The organism is Streptomyces sp. NPDC050546 (assembly GCF_044457425.1).
Taxonomy (GTDB): domain Bacteria; phylum Actinomycetota; class Actinomycetes; order Streptomycetales; family Streptomycetaceae; genus Streptomyces.
The window spans coordinates 120,138-140,352 of the sequence record NZ_JBITGX010000012.1 but is presented as its reverse complement, the minus strand read 5'-3'; the positions used below and the strand labels follow the sequence as shown (position 1 = coordinate 140,352).

General features: G+C 70.4%; 22 protein-coding genes. 15 read left to right on the top strand and 7 right to left on the bottom strand.

All coding sequences use genetic code 11. The features are described 5' to 3' along the window. Positions 1-31 precede the first annotated feature (31 nt). A complete protein-coding gene (locus tag ACIBK5_RS28475) occupies positions 32-814 on the bottom strand; it encodes an IclR family transcriptional regulator (protein ID WP_399023797.1) in 783 nt (260 codons plus the stop codon). An 88-nt stretch (positions 815-902) separates the two neighbouring features. On the opposite strand from ACIBK5_RS28475, the gene ACIBK5_RS28470 reads away from it, so the two are divergent. The 9 genes from ACIBK5_RS28470 (at position 903) to ACIBK5_RS28430 (ending at position 8,932) form a co-directional block, all read left to right on the top strand. After that, the gene (locus ACIBK5_RS28470; RefSeq protein ID WP_399023795.1) at positions 903-1,856 is read left to right on the top strand and encodes a 5-dehydro-4-deoxyglucarate dehydratase; all 954 of its coding nucleotides are present in this window, start codon (positions 903-905) and stop codon (positions 1,854-1,856) included. Next, positions 1,853-3,142 carry a glucarate dehydratase family protein gene (locus tag ACIBK5_RS28465; protein WP_399023793.1) on the top strand — a complete coding sequence of 430 codons (1,290 nt, stop codon included), beginning with the start codon at positions 1,853-1,855 and terminating at the stop codon, positions 3,140-3,142. Before ACIBK5_RS28470 ends, ACIBK5_RS28465 begins: the two co-directional genes overlap by 4 nt. A 139-nt stretch (positions 3,143-3,281) precedes the next feature. Continuing rightward, positions 3,282-4,415 carry a carbohydrate kinase family protein gene (locus ACIBK5_RS28460; protein WP_399023791.1) on the top strand — a complete coding sequence of 378 codons (1,134 nt, stop codon included), beginning with the start codon at positions 3,282-3,284 and terminating at the stop codon, positions 4,413-4,415. A 203-nt stretch (positions 4,416-4,618) separates the two neighbouring features. Beyond that, positions 4,619-5,686, top strand: coding sequence for a PhoH family protein (locus tag ACIBK5_RS28455; RefSeq protein WP_399023789.1), 1,068 nt, complete (start codon positions 4,619-4,621; stop codon positions 5,684-5,686). 14 nt (positions 5,687-5,700) lie between these two features. Beyond that, positions 5,701-6,198 carry an rRNA maturation RNase YbeY gene (gene ybeY / locus ACIBK5_RS28450; RefSeq protein WP_184592507.1) on the top strand — a complete coding sequence of 166 codons (498 nt, stop codon included), beginning with the start codon at positions 5,701-5,703 and terminating at the stop codon, positions 6,196-6,198. 11 nt (positions 6,199-6,209) lie between these two features. Further along, a complete protein-coding gene (locus ACIBK5_RS28445) occupies positions 6,210-7,514 on the top strand; it encodes a hemolysin family protein (RefSeq protein WP_399023786.1) in 1,305 nt (434 codons plus the stop codon). Further along, positions 7,511-7,870, top strand: a complete 360-nt coding sequence (locus tag ACIBK5_RS28440; protein WP_399023784.1) for an MmcQ/YjbR family DNA-binding protein — start codon at positions 7,511-7,513, stop codon at positions 7,868-7,870. The genes ACIBK5_RS28445 and ACIBK5_RS28440 overlap by 4 nt, the downstream gene beginning before the upstream one ends. Before the next feature lie 36 nt (positions 7,871-7,906). Further along, positions 7,907-8,260, top strand: a complete 354-nt coding sequence (locus ACIBK5_RS28435; RefSeq protein WP_399023782.1) for a cytidine deaminase — start codon at positions 7,907-7,909, stop codon at positions 8,258-8,260. Between the two features lie 195 nt (positions 8,261-8,455). After that, positions 8,456-8,932 (top strand): hypothetical protein, encoded by a 477-nt coding sequence (locus tag ACIBK5_RS28430; protein ID WP_399023781.1) that lies wholly within the window; start codon positions 8,456-8,458, stop codon positions 8,930-8,932. Positions 8,933-8,965: 33 nt separating this feature from the next. On the opposite strand, the gene ACIBK5_RS28425 is transcribed toward ACIBK5_RS28430, so the two are convergent. Both ACIBK5_RS28425 and ACIBK5_RS28420 read right to left on the bottom strand, forming a co-directional pair. Further along, entirely contained in the window at positions 8,966-9,304 is a 339-nt protein-coding gene (locus ACIBK5_RS28425; RefSeq protein WP_114252339.1) for a P-II family nitrogen regulator, read from the bottom strand. Beyond that, complete coding sequence (locus tag ACIBK5_RS28420) at positions 9,301-10,611, bottom strand: ammonium transporter (protein ID WP_399023778.1); 1,311 nt, start codon at positions 10,609-10,611, stop codon at positions 9,301-9,303. Before ACIBK5_RS28420 ends, ACIBK5_RS28425 begins: the two co-directional genes overlap by 4 nt. 153 nt (positions 10,612-10,764) lie before the next feature. On the opposite strand from ACIBK5_RS28420, the gene era reads away from it, so the two are divergent. Beyond that, on the top strand, positions 10,765-11,727 hold the full coding sequence (gene era, locus ACIBK5_RS28415) for a GTPase Era (RefSeq protein WP_399023776.1): 963 nt from the start codon (positions 10,765-10,767) through the stop codon (positions 11,725-11,727). Positions 11,728-11,789: 62 nt separating this feature from the next. On the opposite strand, the gene ACIBK5_RS28410 is transcribed toward era, so the two are convergent. Beyond that, complete coding sequence (locus ACIBK5_RS28410; protein WP_399023775.1) at positions 11,790-12,236, bottom strand: ATP-binding protein; 447 nt, start codon at positions 12,234-12,236, stop codon at positions 11,790-11,792. A gap of 238 nt (positions 12,237-12,474) precedes the next feature. Here ACIBK5_RS28410 and ACIBK5_RS28405 point away from each other — a divergent pair, with 238 nt between their 5' ends. The 3 genes from ACIBK5_RS28405 to ACIBK5_RS28395 are packed head-to-tail and all read left to right on the top strand — an operon-like array spanning position 12,475 to position 14,454. Further along, entirely contained in the window at positions 12,475-13,347 is an 873-nt protein-coding gene (locus ACIBK5_RS28405; RefSeq protein ID WP_399023773.1) for a helix-turn-helix domain-containing protein, read from the top strand. Next, positions 13,344-13,595: a DUF397 domain-containing protein gene (locus tag ACIBK5_RS28400; protein WP_399023771.1), complete on the top strand. Its 252-nt coding sequence runs from the start codon at positions 13,344-13,346 to the stop codon at positions 13,593-13,595. Before ACIBK5_RS28405 ends, ACIBK5_RS28400 begins: the two co-directional genes overlap by 4 nt. A gap of 46 nt (positions 13,596-13,641) precedes the next feature. Further along, a complete protein-coding gene (locus ACIBK5_RS28395) occupies positions 13,642-14,454 on the top strand; it encodes an SAM-dependent methyltransferase (RefSeq protein WP_399023769.1) in 813 nt (270 codons plus the stop codon). On the opposite strand, the gene ACIBK5_RS28390 is transcribed toward ACIBK5_RS28395, so the two are convergent. The 3 genes from ACIBK5_RS28390 to ACIBK5_RS28380 are packed head-to-tail and all read right to left on the bottom strand — an operon-like array spanning position 14,444 to position 17,173. Then, complete coding sequence (locus tag ACIBK5_RS28390) at positions 14,444-15,766, bottom strand: GH1 family beta-glucosidase (RefSeq protein ID WP_399023767.1); 1,323 nt, start codon at positions 15,764-15,766, stop codon at positions 14,444-14,446. The genes ACIBK5_RS28395 and ACIBK5_RS28390 overlap by 11 nt on opposite strands. Before the next feature lie 58 nt (positions 15,767-15,824). Further along, positions 15,825-16,091 (bottom strand): protealysin inhibitor emfourin, encoded by a 267-nt coding sequence (locus ACIBK5_RS28385; protein ID WP_399023765.1) that lies wholly within the window; start codon positions 16,089-16,091, stop codon positions 15,825-15,827. Positions 16,092-16,111: 20 nt separating this feature from the next. After that, a complete protein-coding gene (locus ACIBK5_RS28380; RefSeq protein WP_328338492.1) occupies positions 16,112-17,173 on the bottom strand; it encodes a M4 family metallopeptidase in 1,062 nt (353 codons plus the stop codon). A gap of 380 nt (positions 17,174-17,553) precedes the next feature. Between ACIBK5_RS28380 and leuA the strand changes: the two genes are divergently transcribed. Continuing rightward, positions 17,554-19,275 (top strand): 2-isopropylmalate synthase, encoded by a 1,722-nt coding sequence (gene leuA / locus ACIBK5_RS28375; protein WP_399023763.1) that lies wholly within the window; start codon positions 17,554-17,556, stop codon positions 19,273-19,275. A gap of 186 nt (positions 19,276-19,461) precedes the next feature. Then, positions 19,462-20,160: a TerB family tellurite resistance protein gene (locus ACIBK5_RS28370; RefSeq protein WP_382493448.1), complete on the top strand. Its 699-nt coding sequence runs from the start codon at positions 19,462-19,464 to the stop codon at positions 20,158-20,160. The last annotated feature ends 55 nt before the right edge of the window (positions 20,161-20,215 follow it).

The following is a 20,215-nucleotide window of genomic DNA, read 5'->3' as shown; positions in this document are numbered from 1 at the left end:
TGCCTTTCGCGAGGTGGCGCGGGCGTTTTCGCTAACGCCAGTGCACCGCTCCGGCCCTCGCCGGAACCGTCGTCTCGGCCTTCGCCCGGATCTCCCGCATCACGGCGACGATCCGCTCCTCGTGCTCCGGAGTGAGCCGGGCGACCGGCACCGAGCAGCTGATCGCGTCCAGTGCGGGGGAGTCGTAGCGCAGCGCGAATCCAAAGCCGACGATCCCGCTCACTCCCTCCTCCCGGTCCACGGAGTGGCCGCGGGTCCGGACCCGTGCGAGGTCGGCCGCCAGGGACTCCCGGCTCGTGTGCGAGTTCGGGGTCAGTGCCTCGTACGGCCCCTCGGGCAGCTCCTCGTCCGGGCGTTCCGCCAGCAGGGCCTTGCCCAGCGCTCCGGCGTGGGCGGGCAGCCGGCGCCCCACCCGGCTGATCGTGCGCAGGTACTCGTGCGACTCCCGCGTCGCCAGGTAGGTCACGTCCCGGCCGTCCAGGCGCCCCATGTGGATGGTCTCGCCGAGCGCCTCGGACGCCTCGTCGAGATAAGGCCGTACGGCCCGGACCCGGGGGTCGGTGTCGAGGTAGCTCGTGCCGGTGAGCAGGGCGTGGATGCCGATGCCGTACAGGGAGCCGGTGACGTCGGTGCGGACCCAGCCGCGCGAGATCAGGGTCTGGAGCAGTGCGTACATCGAGCTGCGCGGCACGCCGAGTTCGTCGGCCAGCTCCTGCAGCCGGGCCGGGCGGTCGCCGCGTGCCGCGAGGAGTTCCAGCAGCTCGACCGTGCGCGCCGCGGACTTCACTTCGCGGACGCCCCCTGTGTCTGACATGAGCCGATGGTAAGCGGGTGGCCCCGGGCGGTTGACGTTCGCGTATCCAACCGCCATTCTCATATATAAATGATGTCTACATAAGGAGATGGCCGTGAGTGCTGGCGCTGGACCGGAAGCGGTCGCGCGGCGGCTGCGGGACGGCATGGCCGGTGGCGTGCTGTCGTTCCCGCTGACCAGCTTCCGCGACGACGGCACCCTCGACCCGGACGGCTTCCGCGCCTACGTCGCGGAGCGGCTCGCCGCCTCGCCCGGCGCCGTCTTCCCCGCCTGCGGCACCGGCGAGTTCTTCTCGCTGGACGAGGACGAGTACCGCCAGGTCGTCACCCTCACCGTCGAGGAGGCGGCGGGCCGCGTCCCCGTCGTGGCCGGCATCGGATACGGCTGGGCGCAGGCCGTGCGGTTCGCGCGCATCGCCGAGGAGGCGGGCGCCGACGCCCTTCTCGTGCTGCCGCACTACCTCGTCGCCGCCCCGCAGGACGGACTGGTCGCCCAGCTCGAACAGATCGCCGCCCGCACCCGGCTGCCGCTGATCGCCTACCAGCGCGGCCAGGTCGCCTTCACCGCCCAGTCGCTCCAGCGCATCGCCGCCCTGCCGAACGTCATCGGCCTCAAGGACGGCCACAGCGACCTCGACCGGCTGCAGCGCCTCACACTCGCCGCCCCCGAGGACTTCCTGTTCTTCAACGGCGCCGCCACCGCCGAGATCCAGGCCCGCGCCTACGCCACCGTCGGCGTCCCCGCCTACTCCTCCGCCGTGCACGCCTTCGCCCCCGAGATCGCCGACGCCTTCTTCGCCGCCCTGCGCGACGGCGACCACGGCACGGTCGACAAACTGCTGCGCGACTTCTACGTCCCGCTCGTCGAACTGCGCGACCGCGTCCCCGGGTACGCCGTGTCGCTGGTGAAGGCCGCGGCCCGGCTGCGCGGCCACCGGGTCGGGCCGGTACGCGCCCCGCTCACCGACCCCTCGCCCGCCGACCTGGCCGCCCTCACCACCGTCCTCACCGCCGGACTCGACCTCGTAGGAGCCGCCCTGTGAACCTCGCCATCACGGACGTACGGCTGACGCCGATCCTGGTCGCGGACCCGCCGCTGCTGAACACGCAGGGCGTGCACCAGCCGTACACGCCCCGGCTGATCGTCGAGGTCGTCACGGCCGACGGGATCACGGGCGTCGGGGAGACCTACGGTGACGCCAAGTACCTGGAGCTGGCCCGGCCCTTCGCCGAGCGGCTGAAGGGGCACCGGGTCAGTGATCTGAACGGCCTGTTCACGCTCGCGGACCAGGTAGCCGTGGACCGCTCCCGGGTCGAGAACGCCGTCGACGTCGGCGGGCTGCGCGGCGTCCAGACCGCCGACAAGCTGCGGCTGTCCGTCGTCTCCGGCTTCGAGGTCGCCTGCCTCGACGCCCTCGGCAAGGCGCTCGGACTGCCCGTGCACGCGCTGCTCGGCGGCAAGGTGCGCGACGCCGTCGAGTACAGCGCCTACCTGTTCTACAAGTGGGCCGGCCACCCGGAGGGCATCCCGGCAGAGAAGGACGACTGGGGCGCCGCCGTCGACCCCGCAGGGGTGGTGGAACAGGCCCGGCGCTTCAAGGAGCGCTACGGCTTCACCTCCTTCAAGCTCAAGGGCGGTGTCTTCCCGCCGGACGAGGAGATCGCGGCCGTCCGGGCGCTCGCCGAGGCCTTCCCCGGGCATCCGCTGCGGCTGGACCCCAACGGCGCCTGGTCGGTGGAGACGTCCGTCAAGGTCGCCCAGGAGCTCGGGGAGGTCCTGGAGTACCTGGAGGACCCCGCGCTCGGCACGCCCGCCATGGCCGAGGTCGCCGAGCGGGCCGGGGTGCCGCTCGCCACCAACATGTGTGTGACGACGTTCGCCGAGATCAAGGAGGCGTTCACCAAGGGCGCCGTGCAGGTGGTCCTCTCCGACCACCATTACTGGGGCGGACTGCGCAACACCCAGCAGCTCGCCGCCGTCTGCCGCACCTTCGGCGTCGGCGTCTCGATGCACTCCAACACCCACCTGGGCATCTCGCTCGCCGCGATGACCCACGTGGCGGCCACCGTCCCGGACCTCCACCACGCCTGCGACTCCCACTACCCCTGGCAGTCGGAGGACGTCCTCACCGAGCGGCTGACCTTCGAGGGCGGCAAGGTCGCGGTGTCGGACGCGCCCGGCCTCGGCGTGGAGCTGGACCGCGAGCGCCTCGCCGTACTGCACCGGCGGTGGCTGGACGACGACGGTGCGCTGCGGGACCGTGACGACGCGGCGGCCATGCGGATCGCCGACGCCGGGTGGGTGACGCCCTCGATGCCCCGCTGGTGACCCCGGCTCCCCGGCCGCGGCGGGGGCGCGCGGCGGCCCGAGCGAGCTGACGGAACGGGTGGGTCCGGCGTGATCGGCGTCACGTTGTCGGTGGTGTGGTGCAGACTGGCCTGATCCGCACCACGTCAGGGAGCGCACCGTGACCGCGTCCACCGCCCCGGCCGGAAAGGGCCCGAGAAAGGGATCGCACCGCCAGACCCAGGTCGATCCCCTCGCCCCGCTGCGCGCACCGGACGACCCGCCCTGGGACGTCTATCTCACCGGCACCGTCTTCCTCGACATCATCTTCACCGGGCTCGACTCAGCGCCCGTGCGCGGGACCGAGTCCTGGGCGCGCGGGATGGGGTCGAGCCCCGGCGGGGTCGCCAACATGGCGACCGCGCTGGCCCGCCTCGGCCTCAGGACGTCCCTCGCGGCGACCTTCGGCGACGACCACTACGGCGACTACTGCTGGGACGCCCTGGAGCACGGCGAGGGCATCGACCTCTCCCCGTCGCGCACGGTCCCCGGCTGGCACTCCCCGGTGACCGTCTCCATGGCGTACGAGGGGGAGCGCACGATGGTCTCGCATGGCCACGAGCCGCCCCCGGAGGAACCGGCCCCCGAGTGCCCGCCCCGCGCCCGTGCCGCCGTCGCCTCCCTCGCGCCGGGCGTGAGCGCGCCCTGGATCGCCCAGGCCGCGAGCAAGGGCACCCGGGTCTTCGGCGACGTCGGCTGGGACGACACCGGCGCGTGGGACCTGGCGGCACTGCCCGATCTGCGGCACTGCGAGGCGTTCCTGCCGAACGCGCAGGAGGCCATGCGCTACACGGGCGCCGACTGCCCGCGAGCCGCGGCGCACGCCCTGACCGAGTACGTGCCGCTCGCGGTGGTCACGCTCGGGGCGGACGGGGCGTACGCGGTGGACCGGCGTACGGGGGAGACGGCGGAGGTACCGGCCATCGAGGTCGAAGCCCTCGACCCGACGGGGGCCGGTGATGTGTTCGTCGCCGGGTTCGTGACCGGCACGCTCGCGGACTGGCCGCTCGCGGACCGGCTGGCCTTCGCCGGGCTGACCGCGGCACTGTCGGTGCAGGAGTTCGGCGGGTCGCTTTCGGCGCCGGGCTGGTCGGAGATCGCGGCGTGGTGGCGGAAGGTGCAGTCGGTCCAGGGGCAGTCGCCGACGGCGTTGCGGCGGTACGGGTTCCTGGCGGGGCTGGTGCCGGAGAAGCTGGTCAGACCCTGGCCGTTGCGGAGGGCTGTTCCCACGATCGGGTTCCGGCGCTCGGCGTGATCCAGCGAAGCGGTCGGGTGACGCGGTCGGGTGATGCGGTCGGGTGCAGCGGTCGGTTAAGGGGAACTGTCGACCTCGTTTCCAACCCCACCCCTAAAAGCCCTACGGCGTTGTCAGTGCTCCGTCGTACCCTTGGAATCGCGAGGCCGCCCTCAGCTACGCGGCCGTGACGAGGAGGAACCGCAGGCCTTAAGCGCCGGCCCATGACTCAGACACCCACAGCTCACACCCCCGCGCAGGAGCAGGCGAGAGCGCAGTTCACCGTCCCCGCCCAGCACCCCATGGTGACCGTGCTGGGGTCCGGCGACAGCCTCCTGCGCGTGATCGAGAAGGCCTTCCCGGCGGCCGACATCCACGTCCGGGGCAACGAGATCAGCGCGGTCGGCGACCCAGCGGACGTCGCCCTCATTTCGCGCGTTTTCGACGAGATGATGCTCGTGCTCCGCACCGGGCAGCCGATGACGGAGGACGCAGTGGAACGCTCGATCGCCATGCTCAAGGCGAGCGAGAACGGGGAGAGCGACGGCCAGGAGACCCCGGCCGAGGTGCTCACGCAGAACATCCTGTCCTCGCGGGGCCGCACGATCCGCCCCAAGACGCTCAACCAGAAGCGCTACGTGGACGCGATCGACAAGCACACCATCGTCTTCGGCATCGGCCCCGCCGGCACCGGCAAGACGTACCTGGCGATGGCCAAGGCGGTGCAGGCCCTGCAGTCCAAGCAGGTCAACCGCATCATCCTGACCCGCCCGGCGGTCGAGGCCGGAGAGCGCCTCGGCTTCCTCCCGGGCACGCTCTACGAGAAGATCGACCCGTATCTGCGCCCGCTCTACGACGCGCTGCACGACATGCTCGACCCGGACTCGATCCCGCGGCTGATGGCCGCCGGGACCATCGAGGTCGCGCCGCTGGCGTACATGCGTGGCCGGACGCTCAATGACGCCTTCATCATCCTCGACGAGGCCCAGAACACCTCCCCCGAGCAGATGAAGATGTTCCTCACCCGCCTCGGCTTCGAGTCGAAGATCGTGATCACGGGTGATGTGACGCAGGTCGACCTCCCGGACGGCACCAAGAGCGGTCTGCGGCAGGTGCAGGACATCCTGGAAGGCCTGGACGACGTCCACTTCTCCCGGCTGTCGTCGCAGGACGTGGTCCGGCACAAGCTGGTGGGCCGTATCGTCGACGCGTACGAGCAGTACGACACCAAGCACGGCACGCAGAACGGCGGGCACAAGAGCCGCGGCAAGTCCGTGCACAAGGGGAAGTAGACAAGCACAACACCATGTCGATCGACGTCAACAACGAGTCCGGCACCGAGGTCGACGAGCAGGCGATCCTCGACATCGCCCGCTACGCGCTCGCTCGGATGCGCATCCACCCGCTCTCCGAGCTCTCGGTGATCGTCGTGGACGCCGACGCCATGGAGCAGCTCCACATCCAGTGGATGGACCTCCCCGGCCCGACGGATGTCATGTCCTTCCCGATGGACGAGCTGCGCCCGCCGTCCAAGGACGAGGACGAGCCGCCGCAGGGGCTGCTCGGCGACATCGTGCTCTGCCCCGAGGTCGCCACCAAGCAGGGCGCCGAGGCCGACACGCAGCACTCCATGGACGAGGAGCTCCAGTTGCTCACCGTCCACGGAGTGCTGCACCTGCTGGGCTACGACCACGAGGAGCCGGACGAGAAGGCCGAGATGTTCGGCCTCCAGGCGGCCATCGTGGACGGCTGGCGCTCGGAGCGGGGCCTGACCGGCCCGTCCCCCGCGCCGACGGTCTCGTAGAGCCGCCGCCGATGAATCCGCAACTCGCCCTGGGCGCGGTCGCCCTGGTCGTCGTGGCCTGGCTCGCCGCCTGTGCGGAGGCGGGCCTCGCGCGGGTCTCCAGCTTCCGCGCCGAGGAGGCCGTGCGTTCCGGGCGCCGCGGCAGCGCCAAGCTCTCCCAGGTCGCCGCCGACCCGACCCGCTATCTGAACGTGGCGCTGCTGGTGCGCGTCGCCTGCGAGATGGCCGCCGCCGCGCTGATCACCTACGGCTGCCTGATGGAGTTCGACAACACCACCGAGGCCCTCCTGGTCGCCATCGCGGTCATGGTCCTCGTGTCGTACGTCGCCGTCGGGGTGTCCCCGCGCACCATCGGCCGCCAGCACCCGCTGAACACGGCGACGCTCTCGGCGTACGTCCTGGTGCCGCTGGCCAGGATCATGGGCCCGATCCCCTCGCTGCTCATCCTCATCGGCAACGCGCTCACCCCCGGCAAGGGCTTCCGCCGGGGTCCCTTCGCCTCCGAGGCGGAGCTGCGCGCGCTGGTGGACCTCGCCGAGAAGGAGTCCCTCATCGAGGACGAGGAGCGCCGCATGGTGCACTCGGTCTTCGAACTGGGCGACACCCTCGTCCGCGAGGTCATGGTCCCGCGCACGGACCTGGTGGTCATCGAGCGTTTCAAGACCATTCGCCAGGCCCTCACCCTCGCCCTGCGCTCCGGCTTCTCCCGTATCCCGGTGACCGGCGAGAGCGAGGACGACATCGTCGGGATCGTGTATCTGAAGGACCTGGTCCGCAAGACGCACATCAGCCGCGAGGCCGAGTCCGAGCAGGTGTCCACGGCGATGCGCCCGGCGTTCTTCGTGCCCGACACCAAGAACGCGGGCGACCTGCTGCGCGAGATGCAGAAGGAACGCAACCACGTCGCTGTCGCCGTCGACGAGTACGGCGGCACGGCCGGCATCGTCACCATCGAGGACATCCTCGAGGAGATCGTCGGCGAGATCACCGACGAGTACGACCGCGAGCTGCCGCCGGTGGAGGACCTCGGCAAGGACCGCTTCCGGGTCACCGCCCGGCTCGACATCGGCGATCTGGGCGACCTGTACGGCCTGGAGGAGTTCGACGACGAGGACGTCGAGACGGTCGGCGGCCTGCTGGCGAAGGCGCTGGGCCGGGTCCCCATCGCGGGCGCGTCGTCCGTGGTCGCCCTGCCCGACGGCCGGGAGCTGCGGCTGACGGCGGAGGCCGCGGCCGGCCGCCGCAACAAGATCGTGACGGTGCTCGTGGAGCCGGTGGAGCCGGCGGACGCCCCTCAGGAGGAGACGCCCGAATGACCCCGCAGGAGCTGCGCGCGTTCTGCCTGTCCTTCAACGCGGCGGTGGAGGACTTCCCCTTCAGCCCGGAGATCTCGGTCTTCAAGGTCCAGGGCAAGTTGTTCGCCCTGTCGCATCTCGACGAGCGGCCCTTGAAGGTCAACCTCAAGTGCGACCCGGACGACGCGATCCGGCTGCGCGGCGAGCACGAGGGCCTCGTCGTCCCCGGCTGGCACATGAACAAGCGGCACTGGAACACGGTCACGGCCGACGGAGACCTCCCGGACCAGCTGGTCCGGGAGCTCGTCGAGGACTCGTACGACCTGGTGGTCGCGGGCCTGCCGCGGGCGGACCGCCTCCGCCTCGACCGTCCCTGAGAACTGGCCGGGACGGTCGCTACGTATGCTCGGATCATGACCGACAGCAGCGCGCTCGACCCCGAGGACCGCAAGATCGTCACCCTGGCCCGTTCCGCGCGGGCCCGCAACGGCGTGCCCGAGGGGGCGGCCGTACGGGACGAGACCGGACGTACGTATGTCGCGGGGACCGTGGCCCTCGACTCCCTGAAGCTCAGTGCCCTGCGGACGGCGGTGGCGATGGCGGTGGCCTCGGGGGCGACGTCCCTGGAGGCGGCGGCGGTCGTGACCGAGGCGGACACCGCGTCCGCCGAGGACCGGGCGGCGGTACGGGATCTCGGCGGCGCGGAGACGCCGGTGTTGGTGGCCGGGCCCGACGGGACGGTCAGGACCACCGTGACCGCTGGTTGACGTGTGGTTGAGGTGTTGGCCGAACTTCGCTGTAACCGGCGGTAATTAGGCCAGTTTTCAACCTTGCCGCCGCCTGCCCCACACGCATCAATGGAATCGTCAGTTCCGACGGACCGTCAGGTTCGACTCTCGGCAGTGTGTCCGCATCCATGTGCCGAGCGGTCCACCCCCCCACGGAAACGGAGCCGGAATCCCATGAGATGCAAGCGAATCGGAGCAGGTGCGGCGCTGGCTGCCGGGGCCCTCGCGGTCAGCGGGCTCGCCTTCGCCCCCGCTGCCCTCGCCGTCACCCCCCAGACCGCGACGATCAGCGCTGACTGCGGCACCTTCGGCAGTGGCGAGGCCACGCTCACGGCCACGCAGAACGGCACCGCCGCCACCGTCACCGTCAAGTCCTCGGCGATCACCGCGCCGATCGCCCTGGGCGCGGACTCGATCGCGTCCTCGCTCACCCTGGTGAAGTCCGGCGGCGGCACCGTCGCCTTCACCGGCACGAAGAACCCGGCGATGGCCGCCGGTGCCCCCGTCGAGGTCGGACCACTCAGCGGCACCGTGGCCTCCGGCGACAGCCTGGAGGCCTTCGGAGGCTCGCTGAAGATGACCGTCTTCGGCATCACCATCACCTGCACGGCGACCGGGCCGCAGTCGCCGGGCCCGTTCGTGTTCGACTGAGGGGCCTGAGACCGAAGCGGCGCGGCCCCGGCGTCAGAGCGCGTCGGGGCCGCGCTCGCCCGTCCGCACCCGTACGACGGTGTCGACGGGCAGCGCCCACACCTTCCCGTCGCCGATCTTGCCGGTGTGCGCGGCCCTCACGACCGCGTCGATGACGGCCTCGGCGTCCGCGTCCTCGACGACGACCTCGATACGGACCTTCGGCACCAGGTCGACCTGGTACTCGGCACCCCGGTACACCTCGGTGTGGCCGCGCTGCCGGCCGTAGCCGCTGGCCTCGCTCACGGTCAGGCCGTGCACGCCGAGTTCCTGAAGGGCGTTCTTGACCTCGTCGAGGCGGTACGGCTTGACGATCGCGGTGATGAGCTTCATGCCTGGGGGGTGACCTTCTGGGCGTGGGGGACGACGGAGGAGGAGACCGGGGCGCCGTGGCCCAGGACCCCGTGATCGTAGGCCGTCTCGGCGTGCACCGTAAGGTCCAGGCCGGTCCGCTCCTGCTCCTCGCTCGCGCGGAAGCCCATCGTGACGTCGATCAGCTTGCCGATGCCGTACGTGACGGCGAACGCGTACACCGCCACCACGACCACGGCCACCACCTGCTTGCCGAGCTGGGCGAGGCCGCCGCCGTAGAGGAGGCCCTCGGCGCCGCCGGTCATCGAGTCGACGGCGAAGACGCCGATGAGGAGCGTGCCGATCACACCGCCGACCAGGTGGACGCCGACGACGTCGAGGGAGTCGTCGTAGTTCAGCTTGAACTTCCAGCCGACGGCGTACGAGCAGACGGCGCCGGCGGTGAGGCCGACGACCAGGGCGCCGAGCAGGGAGACCGAGCCGCAGGACGGGGTGATGGCGACCAGGCCGGCGACCGCGCCGGACGCGGCGCCCAGGGTCGTGGGGTGGCCGTCGCGCTTCTGCTCGACGAAGAGCCAGCCGAGCAGGCCGGTGCAGCCCGCGGCGAGGGTGTTGAGGAAGGCCGCGGCGGCCAGTCCGTTGGCACCCAGGGCGGACCCGGCGTTGAAGCCGAACCAGCCGAACCAGAGCAGACCGGCGCCCAGCATCACCATGGGCAGGTTGTGCGGGCGCATGGAGTCCTTCCTGAAGCCCAGCCGCGGGCCCAGGACCAGGCACAACGCGAGCCCCGAGGCGCCGGAGACGATCTCGACGGGCAGTCCGCCGGCGAAGTCGAGGGCGCCGAGCCTCTCCAGGATCCAGCCACCGGGGCCCCACACCCAGTGCGCGACCGGAACGTATACGAGCAGCGCCCACACCGGTACGAAGACCAGCCAGGCCCCGAACTTCGCCCGATCGGCGACCGCGCCGCTGACCAGGGCGGCCGTGATGATCGCGAAGGTGAGCTGGAAGGTGGCGAAGAGAAGGGTGGGGACGGTCCCCTGGACGCTGTCCGGGCCGAGGCCGCTCATCCCGATGTGCTCCAGCCCGCCGATGAGGCCGCCCGCGGCGTCCTCGCCGAAGGTGAGGGAGAATCCGGCCGCCAGCCACACCACCGTCACCAGGGCGATCGACACGAAGCTCATCATCAGCATGTTGAGCACGCTCTTCGTGCGGACCATGCCGCCGTAGAAGAGGGCCAGGCCGGGAGTCATCAGCAGGACGAGGGCGGTGGCGGCGAGCAGCCAGGCGGTGTCGCCGGTGTCGGCGCTTGCGGCGGCGAGGGTCACGGTTGTCTCCAACGGTGCGGGGGCTCGTCAGAGGTTCACCGGACCGCGTTTCCGGTTGCGTACGGGTATGTTTCCGTGACGTTTCGTTGCGTGAGGGTTTCGGGAGGCTCACTACGCACGTCCGGTACAGGGCGGCTCCGGGGATCAGGGAGAATGGGCGCCATGAGCGTTCGTACCCAGTCATCCGAAGAGTCGGCCGAAGCAGTCCACAGGGCTGGCTTCGCCTGCTTCGTGGGCCGCCCCAACGCGGGCAAGTCCACCCTCACGAATGCTCTGGTCGGCCAGAAGGTGGCGATCACGGCGAATCAGCCGCAGACGACGCGGCACACTGTGCGGGGCATCGTGCACCGCCCGGACGCGCAGTTGATCCTGGTCGACACCCCGGGGCTGCACAAGCCGCGCACACTGCTGGGCGAGCGGCTGAACGACGTCGTGCGCACGACGTGGGCCGAGGTCGACGTGATCGGCTTCTGTCTGCCGGCGAACGAGAAGCTCGGCCCGGGTGACCGCTTCATCGCGAAGGAACTGGCGTCCATCAAGAAGACGCCGAAGATCGCGATCGTCACGAAGACCGACCTGGTGGACGGCAAGGCGCTCGCCGAGCAGCTCATCGCGATCGACCAGCTCGGCAAGGAGCTCGGCTTCGAGTGGGCGGAGATCGTGCCGGTGTCGGCGGTCGGCGACAAGCAGGTGAGCCTGCTGGCCGACCTGATCGTCCCCCTCCTGCCGGAGGGCCCGGCGCTCTATCCCGAGGGCGACCTGACCGACGAGCCCGAGCAGGTCATGATCGCGGAGCTGATCCGGGAGGCCGCGCTGGAGGGCGTCCGCGACGAGCTGCCGCACTCCATCGCCGTGGTCGTCGAGGAGATGCTGCCCCGCGAGGACCGGCCCGCCGACAAGCCCCTGCTCGACATCCACGCCTTCGTCTACATCGAGCGCCCCAGCCAGAAGGGCATCATCATCGGCCCCAAGGGCAAGCGCCTGAAGGAGGTCGGCATCAAGTCCCGCAAGCAGATCGAGGCGCTGCTCGGCACACCCGTGTTCCTGGACCTCCATGTGAAGGTCGCGAAGGACTGGCAGCGGGATCCCAGGCAGCTGCGCAAGCTGGGCTTCTGAGGGGCCTCACCGCGTCCTGTCCGAGGGGCTTCATCGCGTCCTGTCTGAGGGGCCTCACCGCGTCATAACGCCGTCGGCAGGCTCGCCCACACCGCGTTGCCGCCCGTGAGGGTCGAGCGGGTGATGCCCCAGCTCTCCGCTATCTCCCGGACGAGCAGCAGGCCGCGGCCGTTCTCGTCGTCGAGGCCGGGGCGGCGGTCGGGGATGCCGTGGCCCGTGTGGTCGCCGTCATGCACCTCGAGGCGGAAGCGCGCGTGCGGCATCAGCCCGACGCCGCACAGGATCCGCTCGCTGAGTGTGTGCAGCACGGCGTTGGTCACCAGCTCGGAGACGAGCAGGACGGCGTTCGCGCACACCTCGTCGGGCACCTGCCACGAGTCCAGCCGGGCACGCGTGGCATGACGGGCGCTTCTCACGCTGGTCCGGTGGGGCGGCAGTTCAAGCCAGTGGGTGCGGCCCGGGCGCACCGCGTCCGGGAACCGGGGGATGGAAGTCGTGTGGGGGGACACGGCGGTCGCCTTCCGTGGGGGGTGGGAAGGGGCGAGGCGGACAACGGACCGGCCGGAAAAGGGGAGTGGGGGGTTCCGGCGCCCTGGTCACACAAGTAACTATGCTCGCAGAGCAGTTCACGCTGCAACCATCTCCCTGATAATTTCAAACGGAACGCATCGCCCCGCTCAGTGGTCCGGCAGCACGATCAAGTCCCTGCCGACCTTGCGCCGATGACGACCCCTCAGGAGGTACGGCGTGAACGACGCGCGATCAGGCACCGGCGCCGGCGCACCCACCGTTCTCCGCATGATTCTCGGCCGTCGGCTCCAGGAAGCCCGGCAGAGCGCGGGCCTCTCGCTCGACGACGCGGCCAGGACCCTGCGCGTGACACCGCTGACCATCCGCCGCCTGGAGAAGGCCGAGGTCGGCCTGAAGATCCTCTACGTCGAGAAACTGCTGGAGACCTACGGCGCCGCCCGCCAGGAGATCGACGAGTTCGTCACCCTGGCGGAGCGGGCCAACGAGCCCGGCTGGTGGCACCCGTACCGCGATGTGATGCCGTCCTGGTTCACCGCCTACGTGAGCCTGGAGACCGGCGCGAGAACGCTGCGCACCTATGAGCCGCAGTACGTCACCGGACTGCTCCAGACGCCCGGGTACGCCCGTGCCGTGCTGGGCGGGGGCTTCCCGAACGACAACGACGAGGATCTCGACCGGCGCGTGGAGCTGCGGCTGCGCCGCCAGAGACTGCTCACCAGACAGGACGCGCCCACGCTCTGGGTGGTGCTGGAGGAGGCCGTACTGCACCGCGTGGTGGGCGGCCCCGAGGTGATGCGGGAGCAGATCGACCGGCTTCTGGAGGCCTCCGAGCTGGAGCACGTCAGCGTCGACATCGTCCCGTTCGCCGCGGGCGCCCACGTCGGGGCGTGTGCGCCGTTCACCTACTTCCGGTTCGAGGAGCGTGAGCTGCCGGACATCGTCTACAGCGAGATCCTCTCCGCCTCCGTCTACCTCGACCAGCGTGCCGACGTCGTGGCCCATCTGGAGGCGCACAACCGGCTTTCTCTGAAGACCTCGTCCGCGGACAGCAAGGCGCTGTTGAACCGCATGCGGAAGGAGTACTCATGACCATCGCCGAGGGCACCGTCTACAACGGGATGCCCGCGACGGACCTGGGGGAGCAGGGCTGGGAACGGCCCTGGAGCGGTCCGAACGGGGGGCAGTGCGTGGAGGCCAAGCAACTCGCTGACGGCCGTGTGGCGGTCCGGCAGTCCACGGATCCGGCCGGTCCCGCGCTGATCTACACGCCCGAGGAGATCACCGCGTTCGTCGCGGGGGTCAAACAGGGCCTCGCCGACCATCTGACGGCCCACTGACACCCGGTCGCATCTCGCACCACCACCCCCCACCGAGAGGCACAGCATGACCCACTCGCAGGCCGCGCGGGACATAGACACCAGCAGGCCCCACTCCGCCCGCATGTACGACTACTACCTCGGCGGCAAGGACCACTTCGAGGTCGACAAGCAGGCCGCCGAGCGGGTCGCCGAGGCCTATCCCGCCATCTTCGTGTGCGCCCGCGAGAACCGGGCCTTCATGCACCGGGCCACCCGGGTCCTCGCCCGCGAGCACGGCATCCGCCAGTGGCTGGACATAGGCACCGGCATCCCCACCGAGCCCAACCTGCACCAGGTCGCCCAGTCCGTGGTCCCCGACGCCCGGGTGGTCTACGCCGACAACGACCCCCTGGTCCTCAAGTACGCCGAGCGCCTGATGCGCAGCTCCGCCGAGGGCCGTACGACGTACATCGAGGCGGACGTCAACGACCCCCAGACGCTGCTGAACGCGCCCGCGCTGGCCGAGATCCTGGACCTGGACCGCCCGGTCGCGCTGTCCCTCAACGCCCTGATGCACTTCGTCACCGACGCCCAGGACCCCTACGGCATCGTGCGCCGCCTGCTGGACGTCCTGCCCTCGGGCAGCGCCCTGGCGCTGAGCCACTGCACGCCCGACTTCGACCCCGCCACCTGGCAGAAGGTCACCGACATCTACACCTCGGCCGGGACTCCGGTGCGGTTCCGCTCCCGGGAGGACGTGGCTCGCTTCTTCGACGGCCTGGACCTGCTGGAGCCGGGCGTCACCGTGGGCCACCGCTGGCGCCCGGACCCCTCCGACGGCGACACCCCGACGGATGCCGAGGTCAGCCTGTGGACCGGCGTGGGCATCAAGCCGTAGCGCCCTGGGACTTCAGCAGCTCCCGGTACCAGCGGTACGACGACTTCGGGGTCCGCTCCTGGGTCCCGAAGTCGACATGGACCAGGCCGAAGCGACGTGCGTAGCCCTCCGCCCACTCGAAGTTGTCGAGCAGGGACCAGACGAAGTAGCCGCGCACGTCGACGCCCGCCTCCAGCGCCCGGTGCAGGGCCCGGACATGGCCGTCCAGGTAGGCGATGCGGTCCTGGTCGTCGACGCCCGGGTACGAGCAGCCGTTCTCGGTGATGACGACGGGCGGGAGCCGGTCGCCGTAGCGCTCGCGGAACGTCGTGAGGAGTTCGGTGAGGCCCTCGGGTACGACCGGCCAGCCGAAGTCCGTGACCGGGTGGCCCGCGATCTCCCGCACGGAGAAGGGCAGTTCGGCGGGCATGGAGACGCCGCCGAACTCGATCTCCGTGCCCTGCGGGGCGCCCACCCGGGTCGGCGCGTAGTAGTTGACGCCGTACCAGTCGAGCGGCTCGGCGATCACCTTCAGGTCGGCCTCGACGTCCCCGGGCATCAGCTCGCCGATGCCGTCCGGGTACCGTCCCAGCAGCAGCGGGTCCGCGAAGAGGCGGTTCAGCAGCAGGTCGTAGAAGTCGGCCGCCTCCACGTCCGCCGCCTCGGTCGAGGCCGCCCAGGTCGGTCCGTGGGAGTTGGCGACGCCGATGTCCGTGGCACCCGAGGCGCGCAGGGCCCGGACGGCCAGACCGTGGGCCAGCAGCTGGTGGTGCGCGACCGGCAGCGCGTCGAACAGCAGCTTCCGGCCCGGCGCGTGCACGCCCAGGGCGTGGCCCAGCAGGGTGTGCTCGGCGGGCTCGTTCAGGGTGATCCACTTCGTCACCCGGTCACCGACGCGCTCGGCCACCAGCGACACGTACTCGGCGAAGCGAGCGGCCGTGTCCCGCTCCAGCCAGTCCAGGTCCGTCGGCAGGTCCCAGTGGAACAGGGTCGGCACCGGGCGGATCCCCGCCGCGCACAGGTCGTCCACCAGCCGGTCGTAGAAGTCCAGGCCCTTCTCGGAGCGCACCCGCGGCCAGGAGACCGAGAAGCGGTACGCGTTCACGCCCAGCTCCGCCAGCAGTGCCACGTCCTCGCGGTGGCGGTGGAAGTGGTCGCAGGCCACCGCCGCCGTCGAGCCGTCCTTGATCCGTCCCGGCTCGGCGGTGAAGGCGTCCCACACGGACGGCTCGCGGGCGTCCGCCGCGCCCTCGATCTGGTGCGCCGAGGTCGACACGCCCCAGAGGAAACCGGCCGGGAAACGGGGAATCGGGTTGCCTGCGTCAGTCACCATGCGCTGGATCATCCGTACCGGCGGTAACGGAAGTCAACAGGCCGCCGCCCAGGACCTGTTACGCCCCTTCTTTCAGCACTCTCGAGATCAGCTTGCGCTGCTCGTCCGTCAGCCGGGGATCCGAGCAGTAGACCGTCTTGCCGTCCACGGTGATCTGGTAGCTGAAACCGTCCGGCACCCCGATCGGCGGAGTGCCCCGGCCGGCGGCCACCGCCTGCTCGGCCAGGGCCTGCCACTCGGCGGCATCGGGGCGACCCGAGGTGTCCACCTCGGCATGCCGCTCGATGCCCGCGAACCCGCCTGTGCGCCTCACCTGAATCCGCATGGCACCTGTCTAGTACGGAACTACAGGGTCCGCACCCCGACCTGCTCCCAGGCCTTCGACACGGCGTCCAGCTCCTCCCCGTCGCCGAAGCGCTCCCGCGCGGCCTTGACGGTGAGCGTGGCGAAGTCGGTGAACATCGCCTTCTCCTTCAGCTCGCCGCCGGTCAGCACGTCGTACCAGACCTGTCCCGCGCGCTCCCAGGCGTGACCGCCGAGGGCCGTGGCCGCGAGGTAGAAGGCGTGGTTGGGGATGCCCGAGTTGATGTGGACACCGCCGTTGTCGCGGCCGGTGCGGACGAAGTCGTCCATGGTCGCGGGCTGCGGGTCCTTGCCGAGGACATCGTCGTCGTACGCCGTGCCCGGCTCCTTCATGGAGCGCAGCGCCACGCCCGTCACGCGCGGGGCGAGCAGGCCCGCGCCGATCAACCAGTCGGCCTCGGCGGCGGTCTGGCCGAGCGTGTACTGCTTGATCAGCGCTCCGAAGACGTCCGACACGGACTCGTTCAGCGCGCCGGGCTGGCCGAAGTAGGTGAGGTTCGCGGTGTACTGCGTGACGCCGTGGACGAGTTCGTGGCCGATGACGTCGATCGGGATGGTGAAGTCGAGGAAGATCTCCCCGTCGCCGTCCCCGAAGACCATCTGCTCGCCGTTCCAGAAGGCGTTGTTGTAGTCGCGGTCGTAGTGCACGGTCGCGTCCAGCGGCAGGCCGTTCCCGTCGATCGAGTCGCGCTGATACGCCGTGAGGAGCAGCTCGAAGGTGGCGCCGAGGCCGGCGTAGGCGCGGTTGACCGTGGCGTCCTTGCCGGGCTTGTCGCCCTCGCCGCGGACCTTGTGTCCGGGCAGGTCGGTGCCGTGCCGGGCGTCGTGGATCGTGCGCTGCGGCTTGCCGTCGGCGACCGAGGCGACGGCACTCGCGCCGAGGACCGTGGTGAGGCGGCGCTGGGTGCGCTCGAAGGCGTCGCGCTGGAGGGTGCGGCGGGCGGGTCCGGCCAGCGCGGGGTCCTCGGCCTGGGAGAGCTTGTCGAGGACATGGGGCGGAACGATGGTGCAGAAGACGGGCTCGAAGCCCCCGTGAGTCGTCATGACCGGCACCCTTGCACTGCGTGACGATGCTGTCACTAGTCGCCACCATGATTGGTGAAATACGCGGACAAGCGACTTCACGCTCCGTGGCGAGGTGGTATGGCGAGGTAGGGCGAGAGGCGTGGCGAGCCGGCCCGGCGAAGTGGCCCGGCGAAGTGGCGTGGCGCACTTTTTGTCCCGTATGTGCGCCCGGTCCCGCATACTGATACGGATCCGCACGCCAGGAGGGCCTCGGCTAGCATGCTGCGCATCATGCGTTTCGGGCTGCTTCTCCTTAGCTGCCGCGGCGAGGGCCTGTAGTCGAGGCCGACTCCCTCCCCGCGGAGCTTGGTGCTGCGTCGTCGGCCGTCCTTCCGGACATCCTGAGGAGCCCCCGCATCATGGCGAACCGCCAGCAGCCCAGCACCATGCCGATCCACAAGTACGGCCGCTACGAGCAGGTCGACATCCCGGACCGCACCTGGCCGGCCAACCGGATCACCACCGCCCCCCGCTGGCTCTCCACCGACCTGCGCGACGGCAACCAGGCCCTGATCGACCCCATGTCGCCGGCCCGCAAGCGCGCCATGTTCGACCTGCTGGTCAAGATGGGCTACAAGGAGATCGAGGTCGGCTTCCCGGCCTCCGGCCAGACCGACTTCGACTTCGTGCGCTCCATCATCGAGGAGCCGGGCGCGATCCCCGACGACGTCACCATCTCCGTACTGACCCAGGCCCGTGAGGACCTGATCGAGCGGACCGTGGAGTCCCTGAAGGGCGCCAGGCGCGCGACGGTGCACCTGTACAACGCCACGGCCCCCGTCTTCCGCCGGGTCGTCTTCCGCGGCTCCAAGGACGACATCAAGCAGATCGCGATCGACGGCACGCGGCTGGTCATGGAGTACGCGGAGAAGCTGCTGGGCCCGGAGACGGAGTTCGGCTACCAGTACTCGCCGGAGATCTTCACGGACACCGAGCTGGACTTCGCGCTGGAGGTCTGCGAGGCGGTCATGGACGTCTGGCAGCCCGGCCCGGGCCGCGAGATCATCCTCAACCTGCCGGCGACCGTCGAGCGCTCCACGCCCTCCACGCACGCCGACCGCTTCGAGTGGATGGGTCGCAACCTCACCCGCCGCGAGCACGTCGTGCTGTCCATCCACCCGCACAACGACCGCGGCACCGCCGTCGCCGCCGCCGAGCTGGCCCTGATGGCCGGCGCCGACCGCGTCGAGGGCTGCCTGTTCGGGCAGGGCGAGCGCACCGGCAACGTCGACCTGGTCACCCTGGGCATGAACCTCTTCTCCCAGGGCGTCGACCCGCAGATCGACTTCTCCGACATCGACGAGATCCGTCGTACGTGGGAGTACTGCAACCAGATGGAGGTCCACCCGCGCCACCCGTACGTGGGCGACCTGGTCTACACGTCCTTCTCCGGCTCCCACCAGGACGCCATCAAGAAGGGCTTCGACGCCATGGAGGCCGACGCGGCGGCTCGTGGGGTCACGGTCGACGACATCGAGTGGGCGGTGCCCTACCTGCCGATCGACCCGAAGGACGTCGGCCGCTCCTACGAGGCGGTCATCCGGGTCAACTCGCAGTCCGGCAAGGGCGGTATCGCGTACGTCCTGAAGAACGACCACAGCCTGGACCTGCCGCGCCGTATGCAGGTCGAGTTCTCCAAGGTCATCCAGGCCAAGACGGACGCCGAGGGCGGCGAGGTCACGCCGAAGGACATCTGGGCGGCCTTCCAGGACGAGTACCTGCCCAACCCCGAGAACCCGTGGGGCCGGATCCAGGTCAAGAACAACCAGTCGACCACCGACACCGACGGCGTGGACACGCTGAAGGTGGAGGCCACGGTCGACGGCCAGGACACCGTCCTGACCGGCTCCGGCAACGGACCGATCTCGGCCTTCTTCGACGCGCTGCAGTCCGTCGGCATCGACGTACGGCTGCTGGACTACCAGGAGCACACGATGAGCGAGGGCGCCTCCGCGCAGGCCGCCTCCTACATCGAATGCGCGATCGACGACAAGGTTCTGTGGGGGATCGGAATCGACGCGAACACCACGCGCGCCTCCCTGAAGGCGGTCGTCTCGGCCGTCAACCGCGCGACTCGCTGACCAGTCGTAACGGGGATTGTGGGGCTCTGCCCGCCGTTGTCCGGCGGGTGGAGCCCCGTCACATACCGGCCAATCCCTGTGAGGGTCACGGAAAGGTCTCCTCCGGGGTGCTGACTCCTCCTCATGGATGTGGCTAACATCACGCAAGCGCGGCGACGCTGCCGTGCGGCGTGACGGAGGTGCGACGTGCTGCCAGGACGGGGACGAAACGGCCATGCCGCCAGGTTTTCCAGCATCCTGGGCACCCGTATCGCATGGACCGCCGCCGGTGACGGGGAGTTCTTCTGCCCCGGCTGCGGCGGCGACCGCAACTACCAGCGGCTGACCGGACAGCGCCGCTTCACCCTGCTCGGCCTGCCCGTGCTCCCGCGCGGCGAGACCGGCCCGGTCGTGGAGTGCGCCGCCTGCCGCCGCCACTTCGGCACGGACGTCCTCGACCATCCGACGACCATCCGCTTCTCCGCGATGCTCCGCGACGCCGTGCACACCGTCGCCCTCGCGGTACTGGCAGCGGGCGGCGCCGGTTCCCGTACGGCACTGGAGGCCGCCGTGCTGGCCGTGCGCGCGGCCGGCTTCGACGACTGCACCGAGGAGCAGCTGGCCGCCCTCGTCGAGGCGCTGGAGGCGGACACCGGCCGGATCTCCGGCGAGCCCTGCGGTGCCGGGCTCGCCATAGAGCTCCACGAGGCACTGGACCCGCTCGCCCCGCACCTCGCCACCGTCGGCCGTGAGTCGATCCTGCTCCAGGGCGCCCGCATCGCCCTGGCGGACGGGCCGTACACCCCGGCCGAGCGGGACGTCCTCGCGACGGTGGGGGCGGCGCTGACCATCTGCTCGGACGACGTGACCCGGCTGCTGGCGGCGGCCGCGCGTACGCCCTCGTGAAGCGTCCGTTACTCCCCGGGGAGTAGTCCGCCGCCCGTACCACCCCTCGCAGTAA

What these genes read in the sequence shown, in the direction of transcription:
- ACIBK5_RS28395 (WP_399023769.1), top strand. Translation starts at nt 13,642, where the DNA reads ATGACCCACTCGCAGGCCGCGCGGGACATAGACACCAGCAGGCCCCAC.
- ybeY (WP_184592507.1), top strand. Translation starts at nt 5,701, where the DNA reads ATGTCGATCGACGTCAACAACGAGTCCGGCACCGAGGTCGACGAGCAG.
- ACIBK5_RS28435 (WP_399023782.1), top strand. Translation starts at nt 7,907, where the DNA reads ATGACCGACAGCAGCGCGCTCGACCCCGAGGACCGCAAGATCGTCACC.
- ACIBK5_RS28390 (WP_399023767.1), bottom strand. Translation starts at nt 15,766, where the DNA reads ATGGTGACTGACGCAGGCAACCCGATTCCCCGTTTCCCGGCCGGTTTC.
- leuA (WP_399023763.1), top strand. Translation starts at nt 17,554, where the DNA reads ATGGCGAACCGCCAGCAGCCCAGCACCATGCCGATCCACAAGTACGGC.
- ACIBK5_RS28445 (WP_399023786.1), top strand. Translation starts at nt 6,210, where the DNA reads ATGAATCCGCAACTCGCCCTGGGCGCGGTCGCCCTGGTCGTCGTGGCC.
- ACIBK5_RS28440 (WP_399023784.1), top strand. Translation starts at nt 7,511, where the DNA reads ATGACCCCGCAGGAGCTGCGCGCGTTCTGCCTGTCCTTCAACGCGGCG.
- ACIBK5_RS28470 (WP_399023795.1), top strand. Translation starts at nt 903, where the DNA reads ATGGCCGTGAGTGCTGGCGCTGGACCGGAAGCGGTCGCGCGGCGGCTG.
- ACIBK5_RS28400 (WP_399023771.1), top strand. Translation starts at nt 13,344, where the DNA reads ATGACCATCGCCGAGGGCACCGTCTACAACGGGATGCCCGCGACGGAC.
- ACIBK5_RS28380 (WP_328338492.1), bottom strand. Translation starts at nt 17,173, where the DNA reads ATGACGACTCACGGGGGCTTCGAGCCCGTCTTCTGCACCATCGTTCCG.
- ACIBK5_RS28425 (WP_114252339.1), bottom strand. Translation starts at nt 9,304, where the DNA reads ATGAAGCTCATCACCGCGATCGTCAAGCCGTACCGCCTCGACGAGGTC.
- era (WP_399023776.1), top strand. Translation starts at nt 10,765, where the DNA reads ATGGGCGCCATGAGCGTTCGTACCCAGTCATCCGAAGAGTCGGCCGAA.
- ACIBK5_RS28430 (WP_399023781.1), top strand. Translation starts at nt 8,456, where the DNA reads ATGAGATGCAAGCGAATCGGAGCAGGTGCGGCGCTGGCTGCCGGGGCC.
- ACIBK5_RS28475 (WP_399023797.1), bottom strand. Translation starts at nt 814, where the DNA reads ATGTCAGACACAGGGGGCGTCCGCGAAGTGAAGTCCGCGGCGCGCACG.
- ACIBK5_RS28455 (WP_399023789.1), top strand. Translation starts at nt 4,619, where the DNA reads ATGACTCAGACACCCACAGCTCACACCCCCGCGCAGGAGCAGGCGAGA.
- ACIBK5_RS28385 (WP_399023765.1), bottom strand. Translation starts at nt 16,091, where the DNA reads ATGCGGATTCAGGTGAGGCGCACAGGCGGGTTCGCGGGCATCGAGCGG.